Genomic DNA, 19379 nt, shown 5'->3' on the forward strand with positions numbered 1-19379 from the left:
TTTTGAAAAGAAATAAATCTTATGGTCCGATGAACTTATTAAAAATTGGAGTAATTCTTCTGTTATTTTTTTCAAACATAAGTTCAGGATTTTCTCAAAGTGGAATTGGCGATCCGATTTTTCTTGAAACTTTTGGGAAGGTTGGAGATAACCCAGCCGAGGAAGATTCCTTCAACGATGGAGCCGGAGCTGATGTGTATTTTAAAAGACAAGGACTTTCGTATATAAACTCAATTGACTTTTTCTCACCGGCACTTTGGACTAACATTGAAAGCCAGAAAACAGATTATCAGAAATCTCATGAATTGTTTTCCAGAAAAATCGAAATTACCCCGCTTGGAGATGGAAGAGGTTATACACTTCCGCTACCTCAGTCAGTAATTGATGGAAACTGGGGTCCGGCCTATGTCGATTATCTGGAAAATTCCATAGGACTTCCTCCTGAAGGTGGTAAAGGTGGCTATTCAATAGTAACTGACACTCGAGGTTATTATAATGAATATTTTGTTTCAAGTCCTGATCATACAGATGATGAAAATGGCTACATGCTGTTGGTAGATGCTCATAGTTCTACGACGACCTATTTTACTAGAAAAATCGAAGGACTGTGTGGAGGAGATTATTTTAGATTTTCAACTTGGATAATTGATTTAAACACCTCTGATGAGCAAGAACCTGATGGTGGAGGTGGCTTGGAAAGTAGTGCCCATCCAAGAGTTCGATTCGATATTTTTAGAGTAAATAGTGATGGTTCAAAAGGGGAATTGATTTCCTCCCGAACTACCACTGACAGTGAGGTCAAGCCTAGACATAATTGGTATGAGCTTAAATTTGATTTTCAGCTTCCTTCAGATCAAACAGGTGTATTCTTAGAAATCACGAATGTAGTTCCCAATCAATATGGAAACGATTTGGCCATTGACGATATCAGTTTTTCGCCTCTTGGGCCTGAAGCTATACTGGAATCGGCAGATGCAATTTGTCCGGGTGATGATCCACTTTTGAGAGCAAGAACAATAAATTCGCTATACCCTTTCTTTGAAAATCATTTTCAACTCCAATATCGGCCAGTTGGTGCTACTTCTAGTTGGATTAACATTGGTAGTTCGATTGTAAACTCTGATGTGGACGCTACGGTATCTTTTCCAAACCCATATTTGAATTTAGACCCAAACGAGAGTTTTGAATTTAGGGTACTAGTTGCAGCAAGCAACGAAACGTTAATAAATTCTAACTGTAGAGTGGTTTCGGAGAAAGTTGTTAACGTTTATGCACATAATGTCGAGTTGGAGTCGTCTGACACAAATATTTGCGAAGGGAGCTCTGCTTTGATTACCTCAAACCTCACAGATACTTTAACGACTACTGAGTTAAATTATATCTACCTATGGGAAAGACAGACCGATTCCGGATGGGAAACAGTGACGGATTCAGATGGTGATAAAACGAAATTAGTGCTGGAAAATGTCACAAGAAGTTCAATATATAGACTCACAGTATCAGTAGAAGGAGCACAAGAATGTGCCTCAAAAACTGATGAAATATCCATTGAGGTAACCGAAATTAAAAGCGCAGGAGGAAATGGAACTCTGACTATTTGTGAGGGTACTAGTCTAGATGATGCATTGCTGTTTGGTTCCCTAGAAGGAAATCCAACTCCAGGTGGGATTTGGACAAATGTAGGCAATGTGTACACCTACACAGTAGCTCCAACTTCACCATGTACACTGGCATCGATGGCCACTGTAACTTTGTCTTTCATAAACTGTACACTAACACCAAGTTTGAGTATTGAAAAAGTGGCAGATAAAAAAGTTGTATCTGAAGAAGGTGAGATAATCACATATACTTTGACAGTGACCAATACCGGAAACCTTCCCTTGACTAATATCGATGTTATGGATCCTCTTACTGGTTTCGTAGACATGATAGATGAATTGGTGCCAGGCGATTCTAAAACTTTTTCTACTACTTATTCAGTGACTCTCACGGATCTTTTGGAGGGAAAAATTGTCAATGTTGCTGTAGTCTCGGCAATAGATCCAAACGGTGGAGATGAAGATGTTAAGGATGAGGATGAGGAAATCGTCACGGTAGACTGCTTAGATAATACGCTAATCACAGGCGTCATTTTAAATAATTTGACTGGAGAGCCATTAGCCGGGGTACCTGTCACATTGCTTCCACAAGAGGGGACAATTGGTGAACAGCTAATCGTAGTAACAGGGGAAGATGGTAGGTATATATTCAAGGATTTTGTTCCTGGACAGTACCTAGTACAGGTTCAGGATGCTAATTTAAATAGCTCTAGAGGTCTTTATCCGGTAGAAAGCTCTTTGTTCTTTACTTTAATTGAAGTTTGTGAATTTCAGGTCAAAGACTTTAGGTATGAGATCTACGATGGAATAGTATTAGGAGATTTCGTATGGTATGATCTGAACGGTGATGGAATCCAAAATGAATGGTTTGATGCTGACGGGGATGGCCAAGTCACTCAAAACCCAATTAATAGCACTCCTATTAATATAAGAGCATGGGAATGGTTTGATCTAAATGGTGATGGAAGATATGATGGTCCTGAGAATGAAGGTGAATTGAATAAAGCAGGATTCGGAAATGATCAGAGCGCAAACATTAAAGTCACTGGACCAAATAGTTTTGAAGAAGATATCATTGTAGGGATCCTTGGCTATTGGAGATCTAGACCAGATGCTGGCTCAGGGGAATATACTGCAACCATGATTGTCGATAACTTTATTAAAGATCAGGCATCTTTCATGAGGAGCTTTAATAAAGTAACTGTTCTTCCGGGCTCTGGAAGTAGAATGACAGATATAAATGGGGTCCGAATTGAAGAGCAATGTGGTTTGACCACAGAGGGTAGCATTACTAGAACTACGAGCTCAACGGATAAAGTCTTCCTAGATATGGACTTTGGTTGGAGATGTTTGGATGAAGAAATCGAGATCATTGCTAATGATGATGACTTTGGAACTTACTTCCTGAGCTATGGAGGAGTTTTGGGTAATATTCTGACTAATGATCTTCTTGATGGTCAAGAACCAGATCCAGCAGATGTGGATATCATATTCATTGACTTTGGAGGCTTGCTGGGTGTATCAGTAGATGAAAATGGAGTACTCACTTTGATTCCTGGCTTGAATCCAGCTGGAACCTACACCCTCACTTATGTCTTGAGCGAGACAGCCTTCCCGGATAATCAGGATCAGGCTACAGTCAACATTACAATCATAAATGATCAAGTGGATCTTGCGGTGGTGAAGACCAGCTTCGAGGCAGAAGTCTATGAAGGAGATGAATTCGAGTATGAGATTACCTTGAGTAATATTGGAGGTACTCCAGCAACCAATGTGGTATTAATAGATGATCTTCCCAATGGGCTTACATATTTAAGTTCAACCATTGTAAGCGTAAATGACAGTCAAATACAAGTGGGAGCACCGGCAGTCACAGGTAGTCGAATCACCTGGACTATTCCGTTTTTACCAGCTGATGGAGTGGTAGTGATACGAGTTAAAGTTCAGGCTGGCGATGCAGGGACAATTACCAACTTGGTTGGAGTGAGCTCGGATGAAGATGACACCAACGAGCTCGATAATCAAGGCGATGATGTGAATCAGGTCATACCGTTCAGAATTCCTAATGTGATCACACCAAATCAAGATGGAGACAACGATTCATTCGAGATCAAAGGTCTTGGCAAGTTTGTAAGCAATGAGATTGTGATTATTAATAGATATGGTGACCATGTCTTCGAGAGAGAGAATTATCAGAATGATTGGGACGCACCTGGTCAAGTGGCTGGTACTTACTTCTACATTTTGACCACAGTAGATAAAGCTGGGAAAAGCCATGTGTATAAAGGCTGGATTCAGGTAATAAAGAACGAAGAATAAAATCGAAGCGATATGAAAATGACTTTTAAAATCACAGGACTAGCCTTCATACTGACCTTTATGGTCAGTGGGGTTACTTTTGGACAGCAGCTTCCCCAGTTTAGCCAGTATATTTTCAATGGGTTGCATATCAATCCGGGATATGCGGGTTACAAAGGGGAACCCTACATCCAGAGTACGTATCGAAGTCAGTGGGTAAATTTCCCAGGAGCTCCTGAGACGTTTACCGTGACAGCGGACTTGAGTGCCAATGAAGGAACAATGGGTTTTGGAGTATCGCTAATGAGTGATAACCTTGGACCGGCAAAAACCACAGGAGGCCTGCTTACCTATGCATATCGGATCCAGACTGGAACAAATAGCTACTTAGGTTTGGGTGTGAGTGCGGGTTTTTCACAATACTCGATCGATGGTTCGATGCTGGATCCAAATGATTTTCCTGACTCAGAAATCCCAGAGGGTCGAATCAACTTGCTGACACCGAATCTGAACTCCGGTTTGTTTTTCCATAATAAGAAGTTTTATGCTGGATTCAGTGTGTATAATATGGTTGGGAAGAAAGCCTTGGAAAAAGAAGATGTGGCCTTGGCATATCATGATTTTCACTATTATTTGACTGCCGGGTATTTGTTCGATCTTTCAACTAATGTAAAGTTTAAGCCTAGCTTTCTGATCAAGGAAGTAAAAGGTGCTCCTACGAGTTATGATATCAACGCAATGTTCCTGTTTATGGAGCGGCTTTGGGTAGGTGGAAGTTATCGAAGCAATATGAAGATCTGGAATGATAATTTGCAAGACGGTCTAAATAAGCGTAATGCTGTAGCTGCGATTATAGAGATTTTCCCTACAGAGCGTTTACGACTTGGTTATGCTTATGATCATAACCTAAATGTGCTGAATGCATACCGAAATAATTCTCATGAGCTTTCGGTAGGCTTCTATATGATTCCTAGAAAAGCGGTAATGAAAAATCAAAGATGGTTCTGATTATGAAAAAGATAGCAACACAAGTCATACTAAGTGCCCTGCTGATCTTTGGATCGGTAGGAATCACGCAAGCTCAGAAAAGTAAGATTCGGTATGCCGATTCGTTGATGAAGGTAGAGAAGAACTATAAAACAGCATCAACATTGTACCAGCAAGCTTATGCGAAAAAGCCCAAGATGGAGACTGCCACCAAAGTAGCAGAAAGCTACGATGAGTTACGGGACTATGACAATTCATATGTGTGGTGGAAAACTGCAATCGGCTACGAGGAAGCAAGTCCAAAAGTATATGCAAGCTTCTTGCGTTCGGCAGAACTAAGTGGCAACCTGAATGAGGCGAAGGCCTTACTTACGGCAAAGGTATATAGTTCTGCAGATAGTTCTGCAGTTCAAGAGTTATTGGCAAAACGACCATTTTATTCCCAGATCCCTGGACTGAGAAAAGTAAAACTGGAGCCGATGACTGAATTAAACTCAGCGGGTTCAGACTTCACGTATGCTAGGGATGTAAGCGGGAATGTTTACTTCACCTCCGACAGAGGTGGTGAGTTTGTTGACAAAATGCCAGGAATCCGAATTGATGGAAGAAACAAGATTTTCAGTGAGGAGAAGCAAGACAATACTGGTAGAGAATACTTCAGTGTCTACAGACAGGACAGCACTGGAGCGATAAGCGAGATGATCTCGAATGTACCGAATACCTACAACTTCGCAGATCCTAGCTATGCAAAGGAAGCAGGTCTGATGTTTTATTCGGTAACCAGAGGAATTACTAAGGAAAAGAAAAACAGAAACGTGGAAGTCAGTCCGGAGATATATTACAGTATCTTGAATGAATCAGGCCGGCTGGAAGGGTTCTTTCCGGTACCGTTTAATGATTCGACGGGTTACTCAGTGATGCATCCCTTTGTGGATGAAGAAGCAAAGCGCTTGTACTTCACCTCCGATATGCCTGATTCACTAGCTATGGGAGGCTATGACTTGTACTATTCCGAATACGATGAGAATATGACCTTTGGACCCGCAATCAATCTAGGCCCAGAGGTAAACACCGCAGGTGATGAGAGCTATGCCTTTAGAAGAGGAGGCAAGTTCTATTTCAGCTCCACTGGACACAAAGGCATGGGCGGTATGGATGTTTTTGTTGCAGACTACAGCGCAGCAAATCTCTTGAGCAACGTGAGAAATATGGGTATGCCAATCAACTCAATCGCAGATGACTTTGCCTATAGGGAGTTAGACAATAAGGAAATTTATCTTTCTTCCAATCGTAAAGAAGGAATGGGACTGGACGATATTTATCAGATTGAGGATGTGTATAAAGCATTTTTGGCAAGAGTAATCGACTGTCAAGGTGTGATCATCAGCGATAGCTATTTGGCTACTTTGACCGACAAGACCCAGGGAGGAACAGTACAGACCTATAGAAATGGAGATGGTACCCTTCGCTCAGAACTGGAGCCGGAGAGTGATTTTAGTATCACGATTAGCAAGCCGGGTTACTTCAGTGTGACCGACGATGCAATCAGTACAAAAGGTTTTGAGGGAGACACTATCAAGCGAGTATATAAGTTGATTCCGATTCCTTATCAGTTGCCGGTGTATGTTGACATTATCTATTATGATCTGGACAAGTTTAAGATAAGAGACGATGCAAAGCCAGCTTTGGACAAGTTGGGACAGTTGATGAACCAATATACATTCCTGGATTTATTGGTGTCCTCACACACGGACTCCAGAGCGAGTGATGAATATAATATTAGACTATCTAATGAGCGAGCCAAGGCAGTGACCGAATACATGGCACAACATAACATCTCTGCGGATCGAATCCGCTTAGAGTGGTATGGAGAGCAAAACTTGGTGAATGATTGCGGAAATGGTAAGCCATGTCCAGAGCCAGCTCATCAGCTAAACAGAAGATCAGAGTTATTGCTTGAGGCTTTCCCTGATCCGAGTAAGAACTACGACATTCCTGAGGGGTTGAAGAATCTGGACTATTGCGATCCAGAGCAGATCATGGATCTAATCCAGCGGGACCTGAGAGCTATCCCGACGATCTACTTTGACTTTGACAAGAGCATGTTAAGATCAGCGGATAAGTTGGAGCTGGAAAGAACGGCAGTGATGCTGAACCGGATGCCAAACTTGATGCTGTTCATCGGAGGTCATACAGACCAGCGAGGCGACGAAGCTTACAATGAGAAGCTGTCCGAAAAGCGCAGTGAAGTGGTAATGGAGTACCTGAAGAAGCGTGGGGTAGAGGAGAATAGACTGGATTACGAATGGTTTGGGGAGACTCAGCCGATCCATAACTGCAACGAAGTGACCTGTACCGAGGCGATGCATCAGCTGAACCGACGAACAGAGTTGAAGCTTGGTAAGACCACTTTTGGGTACACTGGAATAAAGAAGAAAGTAGATACTATGGAGGAATAGGGTTTTTATTATGCTTAAAACCATTGAAATAAATAAAGGGGCTTCTGCAAATTGTAGAAGCCCCTTTATTTGGCAAAACCTAATGGTTAATAAATACTTATATAGAAATTTTTGAAAATTGACAAATAGTTAAAAAAAGATCAATATCAGGTTTTATCTCATGATATAATCATGATTGGAAATGGGAGATTTGTCTATGTTCTATTTTAGGACCTTAATCTAAATTCAATTCATTTTTTAAGAATTTAACTGAGTAACCAATTTTAGATGCAATTTCCTCCAAAGACAAACCTGATTTGAGGAATTCTTGGGCCTGCTTTAACTTTATTTTTTTTAGGAATTTACCAGGAGTAGTGCCCATTTTTTTAAAATTTCTATTTAACTGAACGGGATTTGTTTCCAGATACTCGGCTAAATTTTCCACTGTAAATATTCTTTGTTCTAAGATTTGGTTTTCCAAATCATTTAGGTCCCATTCATTTTTATTGGATAGACTTGAATTAACCATGCTCTTTTTGGACCTTCTAAAGGTGATATAATACCAAGTCAACAATAAGATTAAAGCAATAAAGCCTGCAATTATCCAACTTGACTTCCTCTCCTGTAAAGGAATTTCCACTGAACTAAGGAGATTGGGTAAATAGGATTTTTCAATTTCATATGTATTTAGGGTATATAATCCATCTACTGCACCTATATAAAGTAATTCCCCAGAAAGCAATAGAGCTTCCCTGTTAAATTCTACATTAGGAATAATAACAATGGGATCTGGATAATTTGGAGTAAGAACATGAAGACCATTTTCTGTTGCTATCCAGAGATTCCCGAAATCATCCAAAGTAGTCATTACGCTATTTAGGGTATTTGCAATTTTCTTCAGACTGTTTTTGTCTCCATTATTTAACTCGTAAACCCCAAGGTCAGAAGCTAATAAAAGTCTATTCCCAATTGGGAATAAATCTCTGATCCTAGATGGGATTTTAGCCAATGTATCGACTTTTGTTCCGTCCCATCGCAGACAAAGCCCTTGAATGGTTGAAAAGATAAGGCCATCCCGATATATTTCCAGATCCAAATATTCTAATCCCTGATGAATAGGCTTGAGTTGAAATTCGGGAAGGACCATGGATACTGATTGTGTATGAAGGGCAAAAGTTTGGTCATTCCAGGGAATTAGTTTTCTGGCTTTTCCCGCAAACAAACTAGTCCCGTTTGGAATGACTTTGGAAGAGTCTGGAGGATAGAAATTACTGATCTCGTCCCAAACCAAATAGTATGAAGAGTCTATCTTTGCAAGTGGACCATTGGAGTAATTTGGGCTACTCAGTAAAATAGTGTCATTGACGTAGATCCCCGAATAGGTTGAAATGACCTTTAATCCATCCTCTATATAAATATCACGGATGGACATATTGAAGTAAGAACGCGAATAGTGCTCCCTAATTTCGTATTCGAATAATTCGCTTCCACTGGCTACAAAAAATCTTGATCCAGCTCTTGCCGCAGTTGCAATGAACCTCCCTTTTTGCGGTATAAGTTCCTTCATGGGGCCTATTTCAAATAATTCGGATTTGGGGATAAAGTCAGATTCATAAAAATTATCCTTATAGAACACATAGGGTTTTGAAAAATCTTGATCAATTGGAACCCACTCCTTATCATTCAACTGGAATAGTTTAGTTGTCGTTTTTGCAAAAATTGTCTCCTTGGCCCTAAAAATATTTTGAACGGGGCTATTGAAATGGTGTTTGTTGACGAATAATGTGTCTTGCGAAAAAACAGGGAACGGGGAAAAAATGAGCAGAAAATATATAATTATTGTCTTCATATCTTCATAAATAACAGATTAAAATAACGCTGTTTATAAAAAAAACTGGAACTGTTATTTTTAAAATTAATAATAAAACTGCTGTTATTTCTGAATTGACGAAATTTCAATTAGAACTTTAAACTATTTATTATGAAAAAACTATGGATATTAACCATCGCACTTAGCCTAACAGTTTTTTGCGTAAAGGCCCAGACTCAGATTAAACCAGGAATTGGGATCAATTCAACAAACGTGACCGGAAAGGGCTCAAATGCTTCTGGACAAATAGGTTGGCAACTTGGTGCGAGTGTTGCTTTTGGAGAAAAATTTTATTTCGAGCCAGGAGTATTCTATCAAACCAATTCTTTTGAGTACTCCACTGTAAACCAAGGACCAGTTACTGATGCTAGCTACAGTGGAATTCGTGTTCCAGTGGTAGTAGGGTTGGACGTTTTAGGCAATGCTGATTCTTTTGCTGGCCTTCGAGTTTTTGGCGGAGCTTCTGGCTATTTCGTGACAGGTACAAGTAGCGAATTTTTGAGTACTGATGATATCGAATCTCCTCAGTGGGGAGTTTTAGCTGGGGCTGGCTTAGATATCGCAATTTTCTACTTGGATGCTTCGTATCAGTGGTCATTAACAAATGTACAGACTGATGTGAATCAGATTGATCTTGGAAAAACGAAAGGATTTTTTCTTACCGCAGGATTGAGATTCTAATGAGCTCGGCTTTCTAAATAATGAATGGGGATAACTATTTTATCCCCTTTTTTTCCTCTTTACCTATATCCGTGAATACACTTCGACTCCTAACCCCTTTACTTGCTTTAGTTTTCTTTAGCTGTAGCAACACTACTAGGTCTGATAGTTCAGAAATAGCTGAGGAACAGCTTCCTGATTTATTGGATTCTGAAGAACTAAGGTTTACTCAAGATGATCAAGAAAACATTCAGCACCTCATTAAAATTACATTAAAGGATTTATTTAAGGAAGATATTGAAAAAGGGTATTTAGATACCTTGAGCAGGCAATTCAAATACAGCCAGTTCGATTTGAATCAGGATGGGAAGAAGGAAATTTTTGTTGGACTAACTGGACCTTTTTTCTGTGGCTCTGGAGGATGTACGATGCTTTTACTCTCCGATCATGGAGATGTCATTACTCGGTTTACTGTAGTGGACTATCCTGTTTACGTGATTACAGATAAATCTAAGGGATGGAATGATCTGGTCATATTTAGTGGAGGTGAAAACAGATTGCTGCAATTTGATGGACAGGGATATCCATCTAACCCATCTACTTTGGAGGTATATTCTAGAGATCTGGATAACATGAATAAGATTTTGGATTGGGAAAGTCAAGAATCTTATTCTTTCTATTGATTCTGTTTAATTAGAATTTGATTGAATCGTGGATTAATCAAAAGTCTTCGAACTATTTGCAATCAAAGAATTTAATTCAGCTAATTCCTTTTCTGTCAAGTCTCTCCATTTTCCGACTGGTAGGTCCAAATGAATGTTCATAATTCGGATTCGCTTGAGTTGAACCACTTTGAATCCCAAGTACTCGCACATTCGGCGGATCTGACGATTTAATCCCTGAGTAAGTGTTATCCGGAATTTAAACTTGCTGATTCGTTCTACTTTACATGGATCTGTGACTGTATCCAGAATAGGAATTCCGGCTCCCATTCTTCGAATAAATTCATCATTTACCGGACGATCTACCGTGACAATGTATTCTTTCTCATGGTTGTTTTTAGCCCGAAGGATCTTATTAACAATGTCACCTTCACTCGTAAGAAAAATCAACCCTTCGCTGTCCTTATCTAATCTACCTATCGGGAAAATCCGCTGAGGATGCCCGATAAAATCAATGATATTATCCTTTTCACCTTTGACATCAGTGGTTGATACAATGCCCACCGGCTTATTAAATGCGATATAGGTGTGATTTTGGATAGGTCTACCCACGTTTTCACCATCTACCGCGACTTGATCTTTTGGACCGACCTTGGTGCCGAGTTCGGGAATTTTACCATTCAAAGTGATTCGTCCCTGTTCCAAAAGTTTATCCGCTTCTCTTCTGGAACAAAAACCCACTTCACTCAAGTATTTATTGATTCGGATGTAAGATTCGTTTTCCACGGTTAAGATGTTTTGATCCCGTAAGTTAAGATTTCGCTTATGATTCTTAGTCCCAAATTCGGAACATGAGACTTACAAACATTGAAATCATGCCAACAGTTTATTTAGACTTTAACCAATTGATATTTTTTAAAATATCAAAATAAAAGGAGCTGATAGCGCGTATTTGGCTGTCAGCTCCTTTTGTAAAATTGGAAAAGGTTGTTTTTTAATCTCCAGATGGAATGGTACCAGAGCGCGTTTTAGCTACTAATTTTTCAGGTTCTCCTCCCAGATTTATTGAAGCCAAAAGCTCCAGAGATTCAGTTTTCTTGGCATTGAAAGCTACAAGATTTGCAGCCAAAATTGGTTCAGAAGGTGGGATTTTCTCTCTCAACCAATCTTCTTGTTTGCCATTTTTCCAAAATCTAAAGCATAGGTGAGGGCCTGTTGCCAATCCGGTACTTCCTACATACCCGATGACCTGACCTTGTTTTACCCGCTGACCTGGTTTCATGCCTTTTGCGATTTTAGACATGTGAAGGTATTGTGTAGTGTAAGTACCGTTATGTTTGATTTTTACATAATTGCCATTTGCAGAGGAATATTTTGCATCAGTTACCACTCCATCCCCTACAGATCGGATTTCAGTTCCAGTTGCTGCTGCATAGTCTGTTCCAAGATGGGCTTTGTATCTTTTTTGCACAGGATGAAATCTTTTCAAATTATATCGTGAACTGATTCTGGTATATTTAAGCGGATCTCTGAGGAAAGCTTTCTTTAGCGAATTGCCCTCTTGATCGAAGAAGTTTACTTCTCCGTTTTGCTCAAACGGGATAGCATGGAATTCCTCGCCTTTGTGTTCAAAATATGCAAGCTTGATATCTGAAACACCTACTACGACACCATCAATTAACTTTTCTTCGTAGATGACTTTGAATTTGTCACCTTTCTGGAGTGCTCCAAAATCAACTGACCAACCATATAAATCAGCAAATTGATCCACGATATCATAGGTAATATCTTGCTTTGACATATCTGAGGACAGATTACTTTCGATGATTCCGCCTACTTCTTTGGTTCGATATTCAGCAGGTTTCTCTGCTTTGTAGATATCTATAGAGTCTAGATTGAAGACTACATATTCTGCAGGATTAGGCTCATAAATAAAAAATTGAGCTTGGGTGGTATCTGCCGGAGTGATTACAGTGAATTTTTTATTGAAAGCGATGCCTCGAACGTCAAAAATAGATTTTGATTTCTTGGCTAGCTCGTCGATGATTTGATAAGGAACATTGAACGGAGCGAGAATGGAACCCAAAGTTTGGTTTTTAGCGACTGTGCCTTCTATGATATTTAGCCCAGTGACATCAATCCCATACAAGAAGACCTTTTCATCTTCAGGATCAATAGCCGGTGATTCTTGTAATTCTGAACTTGTTTCTTTTCCAGATTGGAAGTCAAAAAATTGGAGAGAGTAAGCTGCCCCCAATAGCAATAAAGCAGCAGCAATTCCGATCCATTTATTTTTCATAAAGTGTTGATAATAAGGGGTGATTGTAATTAAGACTCAAAAAAGGAAAAAAGAACCTTTAATCCAAACTTTTGGGTTGCAATTCTTAGGGTCTAAAAATAGGCAACTATAATGCCAACGAACTGAATTAAGGGTTTATTTGATTGGAATTAAATAAGAGCAAATACTAATTGGATGATTTACAGCTATTTTTTTTTCAGATAAGCATCTTTGAAAATGAATTTTTAAAAATAAACCTACCAAATCCTTACGAAAATTGTAATCAAAGCTGTGTTGTCAAAGTCAATTCTTTATCTTTGACCTCCTAAAAAAACAACAAAAAAATGCTGAGAACGCATACCTGTGGCGAATTACGCTTAGACCATGTAAATCAAGAAGTGACGCTTGCCGGCTGGGTACAGCGGGTAAGAAATAAAGGAGGATTGATCTGGGTTGATCTCCGTGATCGTTACGGCTTGACGCAATTGATTTTTGAGGAGGACTCTACTGAAAAAGTGGTGATCGAAAAAGCTGCTTCCTTGGGTCGTGAGTTTGTTGTTCAGGCTACTGGAAAGGTAATTGAAAGAACTGCTAAGAATGAAAAAATTCCTACAGGCTCTATTGAAATAAAAGTTTTCAAGTTAGAAGTCTTAAACGCTGCAAAAGTCCCTCCTTTTATAATAGAGGATGAAACAGATGGTGGTGATGAGCTTCGAATGAAATACCGCTATTTGGATCTAAGAAGAAATGTGGTCCGGGAGAAACTGCAGCTACGTCATCGAATGATGCAGGAGACTCGGAAGTATATGGATGCGCAAGACTTCATCGAGGTGGAAACACCGGTATTGATTAAATCTACACCTGAGGGAGCGCGAGATTTTGTCGTGCCTTCCCGTGTTAATCCAGGAGAATTCTATGCATTGCCGCAATCTCCACAGACTTTCAAGCAATTGCTGATGGTTTCAGGGTTTGACCGATATTTTCAGATTGTCAAATGCTTTCGTGATGAAGATTTAAGAGCTGACCGACAGCCTGAGTTTACTCAGATTGATTGTGAAATGGCTTTTGTAAATCAAGAGGATATTCTTTCCACGTTTGAAGGTTTGACAAAACATCTTTTCCGGGAGGTGAAAAAAGTGGAACTCGAGGAGGTGAAGCGAATGACTTATGCAGATGCCATGAAGTTTTATGGTAACGATAAGCCCGATCTTCGATTTGATATGAAGTTCGTTGAGCTAAATGAGTTAGTAAAAGGAAAAGGATTTCCAATTTTCGATGATGCCGAGTTAGTCGTTGGTATTTGTGCTAAAGGAGCCGGAGAGTACACTAGAAAGCAACTTGATGCTTTAACTGATTGGGTCAAAAGACCTCAGATTGGTGCCAAGGGATTGGTTTACGCGAAATATAATGCAGATGGGACCATCAAATCAACGGTAGATAAATTTTATTCTGCTGAAGATTTAAAAGGTTGGGCAGATGCCTTTGGAGCAGAAATTGGAGATTTAATGCTTCTATTAAGTGGAGATGCTAATTCAGTCCGAAAGCAACTTTCAGAATTGCGTCTTAAAATGGGTGAGGAACTTGGATTACGGGATCGAACTATTTTTAAACCACTTTGGGTCGTTGATTTTCCATTGTTGGAGTGGGATGAAGAGACAAAGCGATTCCATGCCATGCACCACCCATTCACCTCTCCAAAACGCGAAGACATACCACTACTAGAGACTGATCCAGGAGCTGTTCGTGCCAATGCGTATGATTTGGTTATTAATGGGGTGGAAATAGGAGGTGGATCGATAAGAATTCATGATCGAGGAACGCAACAATTGATGTTTTCACATTTAGGATTTACTCCAGAAGAGGCACAAAAGCAATTTGGATTCCTGATGGAAGCTTTCGAATACGGAGCACCGCCACACGGAGGAATTGCTTTTGGATTTGATCGTCTTTGTGCGATTTTTGGAGGTTCAGATTCAATTCGAGACTACATCGCTTTCCCAAAAAATAATTCGGGGCGGGATGTGATGATCGACTCGCCAAGTACGATTGCAGATGACCAGCTAGAGGAACTTTCGATAAGAGTAAATCTTAAAAAGTAATAGAAGAGGCTTCGGCCTCTTTTTTATTGTGGTTGAATTAAATGTGCCCGAATTCCCATAACTATAAGTAGTTGTGCAATGGCATAGGTCCCCATTACGAGCACATCAGCTTCTGGAAAGGAGACATAAAACCTATTAATTGCAATAAGTCCATCTGAAATAAAAAACAGAGAGGCCCCGATAAATACCTGCCAAAAAGAAGCGGAGTTACTTTTGCCAAATCGCTCTCTTGCCGTGGTGACCATACTTACGATTGCGATCGTGTACACTATTACAGGTATTTTGTATCCACCAAGATTAGGATTGATCAGATAGTACAAGTACGCAGCGATGATATAGATTGGCAGGTTTATAAAAAAAGCTTTTACAAAATTATAATTGAAGAGCGACTCTGGTGCTTTTTGGGCGACTTTGAATCCAATGATGTAACAAACTTGAGCAATCAAAAAAGCTGCTAATCCGAATAAAAAAAACTCTTCCCAAAGCAGAAGTATATCTCCAATCCATGAAAAGACTAATGCAGAGAGAATTGTTTTTGCGAGGAGCGTGGAAAAAACGGATCTACTAATTTGATAAAAATAAATACCTAAAGGTAAAATAACCAATGGTTTAGAAAAAAATCTTAACTCATTGTTATGCTCCAAAATAAAGGCGATGTCCGTGAGAATGGCTATCAAAAACACATAAAGCCATATGATTCCTTTTCTAGTCAATGGATGATTATTTTGAGTTTAAAATTAATTCAAAATTTTGGAAACGTAAAATGATTAATAACCAAATTCTATTTTGATTTTTCGTCAATTAACAATTTGATAATATTTAATAAAATCTACAGAATAATATTGGGAGAAAATTAAAAATAAGTCCGTTTATCGAAATTTTTAACCTCTCAAATTACTTTTTTGTGGAATATTTCATGATTGCAATGTTAAGTTAATGTTAAGAAAAGTTAATTTTGTATGCGAAAACTTAACTTAAACTACCCAACCAATAATAATGGTGGTTTTACCTTTGTGTCGAATTACATTCAAACCAACTTACATAAATCAACAAATTATGAGGCAAAATTTACTTAAGAGTTTTCTTGTCGTTGTTCTTTTGGCCTTTGGGCTTGGAGAACTGGATGCACAAGTTACAACCAGCTCAATCCAAGGGCAAGTTTTGGATGCACAAGGTGAGGTTTTACCAGGAGCAAATATCGTTGCTACTCACGAGCCTTCTGGAACAAGATACGGTGCGGTGTCTAACCTTGACGGTAGATTCAACATTGCAAATATGCGAATTGGGGGACCTTACACAATTGTAGTGAGCTTTATCGGCTATCAGTCAAGCAACTATACAGGTGTAGTTTTAAACCTTGGAACACCATATTTGCTTAATGCAACTTTAAAAGACGAGAGCACAGAACTTACTGAAGTAATTGTTTCTGGACAAAAATCTTTTGAATTTGACGGAAATAGAACAGGTACTTCTACAAATGTATCTACTAAGCAGCTTACTGAGTTGCCTCAGATAAACCGATCTGTGACTGAGTTCACAAGACTTACGCCTCAAGCAAACGGTACTTCCTTTGCTGGTAGAGATTCAAGATACAACAACCTACAAGTTGATGGTGCAAACTTCAACAATGGATTTGGACTTAGCGGTAATCCACTTCCAGGTGGAAATGCTCAGCCAATCTCCCTTGATGCTATTGAGCAAATCTCTGTAAATATTGCCCCATTTGATGTAACTCAGAGTGGTTTTACAGGAGCAGGTATCAACGCTGTAACTAGAAGCGGTAACAACACATTAACCGGTTCGGCATATTATTTCACCAAAAACCAAGATTTACAAGGTAAAAAGATCGGGGATAATGAACTTGAGTCTGTTGAAGCTGCTACTAAAAACTTTGGTTTCAGATTAGGTGGTCCAATCATCAAAAATAAATTGTTCTTTTTCGTAAATGCTGAAAGAGAAGAAGAAACTGGTGCAAATGCCTCTGGTACTAACCTTTGGAGACCATCTGAGAATGGTGTGGCAGACGCTGAAAACAACATCAGTAGAGTAAGAAGAAGTGAAATGGATGCTGTTGGTAATCACCTGAGAAATCAGTGGGGATATGAGCCAGGTAGATATGAGGGTTATGCAAATGAAGCGTCTCAGTACAACACTAAGTTTTTGGCAAGAATAGATTGGAATATCAATGACAAAAACAAATTAGCAGTTCGATACAATCAAGTAATCGGTATTTCTAACCAGCTTACAAATGGTTCTTCTGGACCAAGACCAAGAACTCCAAGTGATGCAAACCGTGTTTCTCAAAACTCAATGGTATTCGAGAATGCTGGATATGGTTTTGAAAACTCAGTAAGATCTCTTACTGCTGAACTTAACTCATCTATCAGCTCAAAAGTGTCTAACCAGTTCTTATTTACATATTCCAAGATTCAGGATAGAAGAACCACTCCAAGCAGCCAGCTTTTCCCATTTGTTGATATTTGGGATGGTGGAAGAGGCGATGGAGATAGAAACTACATCTCATTCGGAACTGAGTTATTCTCTTTCAACAACGATGTGATTAATGATAACTTCTCTTTCATCAATAACTTAACTTATGTAGAAGGTAAGCATACTATCACTGGTGGTGTAGCTTATGAAGTTCAAAAATTTGGTAACAGCTTTACCAGAATGGGAACTTCTTATTACAGATATGCTTCTGTAGAAGATTTCTTGACTACAGGAACTCCAAATGAAGTTGCTCCAATCATGTTTGGTTTGACTTATCCGTATGAAGGTCAAGAGACATATTCTAGAGTAAACTTTGGTTTAGCCTCTATTTATGCACAGGATAAGATTAGTGTAAATCAAAAGCTTTCAGTGACTGTAGGTCTTCGATTTGAGCTTCCAATCTACCTGAACGATCTGACAGCCAATCCTTCAATCAACAATTTGGATTTGTTGAATCCTGAGGGAGACGTGGTTAATTATGATTCTGGTAACTGGCCAAATTCAAGACTGATGGTTTCTCCTAGATTAGGATTTAACTATGATGTGAAAGGTGATAGAAGCTTTATCATAAGAGGTGGTACAGGTATATTCACTGGACGTGTTCCTTTTGTTTGGTTGACAAACATGCCTACAGGAGCTGGTGTATTGCAAAATACTGTTGAACCAGGTAGCTACAGTGAAGTGGCAGGATGGATAGGAAACGTAAATTTCCAACCAGAGCGCTATTACTATGTGGAGAATCCTCCAGCTGGTGCTGAAAACGTCTTTATTTCAAATCCTTTGGGTGGTGCGCCAAGTTCCTTTGCGCTAGTAGACAGAGAGTTTAGAATGCCAAGTGTTTGGAGAACAAGTCTTGGAGCTGATTACCAACTTGGTGATTCTCCTTTCTTGTTGACTTCTGACTTCCTTTATACTAGAGATGTAAATGCAGTGTACCAGTTTGGTGCCAACAGAGCTGTATCTGCAAATAGAATGAACTATGCTGGAGATACAAGAGAGGTTGTTCTTCCTGGAACATCTGTAGCTTACAATCCTGCGCTTGGTGCGAATAATGCTACTATCCTAACTAACACAGATCTGAAAGGATATGCATTCAGTGCGACTGTGGGTGTGGTAGTTCCTGATTACAACGGTCTCTCTGGTAGCTTGTATTATACTTACTCAGAGGCAAAAGAAATCAGTGCAAACTCTGGTTCATCTGCTAACTCAGCATGGGGAGCAAGTCCAAATATCAACAGTCCAAATGACGAGAGATTAAATATTTCAAACTTTGCTTTACCGCATAGAATCGTAGCAAATCTTGCATACAGAATTGAGTATGGAAAACACTTCGCTACAACTGTAGGTGTTTACTACAATGGATCACATCAGGGTAGATTCTCTTATGTATATGGTAATGATTTCAACGGTGATGGAATCGCTGCTGATTTGTTATACTTACCTGCAAATTCATCTGAATTGAATTTTGTCAATATCGTACAGAGTGGTAACGTAGTATATACTGCAGCTGAGCAGCGTGCAGCTTTTGACAAATACATTGCAGACAATGATCTTGAAGAATTCCGTGGAGGCTATGTGCCAAGAAATGAGTTCTTGTCTCCATGGTTGAATAGATTCGATGTAAGAATCCTACAGGATATTTTTACCAACATTGGTAGTAGAAGAAATACGCTTCAAGCAAGTTTAGACATTGTCAACTTTGGCAATTTGTTGAATAGCGATTGGGGTATTCAAGAGAACCTAAATGGAGCTCAAAATCTCTTATCAAGATCTGGTGGAGTATCGGCTGCACCTAACGTGATCATGAATAGAGTTTCTGGAAACCTTCCAACTAATCCATTCCAAAATGCAAGTGGCTTCGGTACTACTTGGAGCATGCAGTTTGGTGTGAGATATATTTTCTAAATAGGAAAAGAGCACTCTTTTATCCAAATTTTACAAAAAGCACCCCAAACCTGGGGTGCTTTTTTTGTTTTTTTAATCCTAATTCAATTACTTC

At 39.3% G+C, this 19379-nt stretch carries 11 protein-coding genes; 7 read left to right on the forward strand and 4 right to left on the reverse strand.

Features of this window, described 5'->3' with window-relative positions; genetic code table 11:
• Positions 1-29: 29 nt before the first annotated feature.
• Genes BVC88_RS02135 through BVC88_RS02145 form a run of 3 tightly spaced genes read left to right on the forward strand, consistent with a single transcriptional unit; the run spans position 30 to position 7342 of the window.
• Positions 30-3917, forward strand: a complete 3888-nt coding sequence (locus BVC88_RS02135; RefSeq protein WP_175574362.1) for a DUF7507 domain-containing protein — start codon at positions 30-32, stop codon at positions 3915-3917.
• 12 nt (positions 3918-3929) lie between these two features.
• Positions 3930-4904, forward strand: coding sequence for a PorP/SprF family type IX secretion system membrane protein (locus BVC88_RS02140; RefSeq protein ID WP_075348992.1), 975 nt, complete (start codon positions 3930-3932; stop codon positions 4902-4904).
• Between the two features lie 2 nt (positions 4905-4906).
• Positions 4907-7342 (forward strand): OmpA family protein, encoded by a 2436-nt coding sequence (locus tag BVC88_RS02145; RefSeq protein WP_245803572.1) that lies wholly within the window; start codon positions 4907-4909, stop codon positions 7340-7342.
• 214 nt (positions 7343-7556) lie between these two features.
• Here BVC88_RS02145 and BVC88_RS02150 read toward each other — a convergent pair whose 3' ends face one another.
• Complete coding sequence (locus BVC88_RS02150; protein ID WP_175574363.1) at positions 7557-9008, reverse strand: helix-turn-helix domain-containing protein; 1452 nt, start codon at positions 9006-9008, stop codon at positions 7557-7559.
• Between the two features lie 294 nt (positions 9009-9302).
• Between BVC88_RS02150 and BVC88_RS02155 the strand changes: the two genes are divergently transcribed.
• On the forward strand, positions 9303-9872 hold the full coding sequence (locus BVC88_RS02155) for an outer membrane beta-barrel protein (protein WP_075348995.1): 570 nt from the start codon (positions 9303-9305) through the stop codon (positions 9870-9872).
• A gap of 20 nt (positions 9873-9892) precedes the next feature.
• Entirely contained in the window at positions 9893-10534 is a 642-nt protein-coding gene (locus BVC88_RS02160; protein ID WP_075348996.1) for a hypothetical protein, read from the forward strand.
• Positions 10535-10567: 33 nt separating this feature from the next.
• On the opposite strand, the gene rluF is transcribed toward BVC88_RS02160, so the two are convergent.
• Positions 10568-11299, reverse strand: coding sequence for a 23S rRNA pseudouridine(2604) synthase RluF (gene rluF, locus BVC88_RS02165; RefSeq protein ID WP_075348997.1), 732 nt, complete (start codon positions 11297-11299; stop codon positions 10568-10570).
• A 208-nt stretch (positions 11300-11507) separates the two neighbouring features.
• The gene (locus BVC88_RS02170) at positions 11508-12812 is read right to left on the reverse strand and encodes a M23 family metallopeptidase (protein ID WP_075348998.1); all 1305 of its coding nucleotides are present in this window, start codon (positions 12810-12812) and stop codon (positions 11508-11510) included.
• Positions 12813-13135: 323 nt separating this feature from the next.
• On the opposite strand from BVC88_RS02170, the gene aspS reads away from it, so the two are divergent.
• Positions 13136-14890, forward strand: a complete 1755-nt coding sequence (gene aspS / locus BVC88_RS02175; protein WP_075348999.1) for an aspartate--tRNA ligase — start codon at positions 13136-13138, stop codon at positions 14888-14890.
• 23 nt (positions 14891-14913) lie between these two features.
• Here aspS and BVC88_RS02180 read toward each other — a convergent pair whose 3' ends face one another.
• Entirely contained in the window at positions 14914-15603 is a 690-nt protein-coding gene (locus tag BVC88_RS02180) for a lysoplasmalogenase (RefSeq protein ID WP_075349000.1), read from the reverse strand.
• A gap of 343 nt (positions 15604-15946) precedes the next feature.
• Between BVC88_RS02180 and BVC88_RS02185 the strand changes: the two genes are divergently transcribed.
• A complete protein-coding gene (locus tag BVC88_RS02185; protein ID WP_075349001.1) occupies positions 15947-19285 on the forward strand; it encodes a TonB-dependent receptor in 3339 nt (1112 codons plus the stop codon).
• Positions 19286-19379 lie beyond the last annotated feature (94 nt).

The sequence above is a fragment of the Algoriphagus marinus genome (assembly GCF_001936475.1).
GTDB classification, from domain to species: Bacteria; Bacteroidota; Bacteroidia; order Cytophagales; family Cyclobacteriaceae; genus Algoriphagus; species Algoriphagus marinus.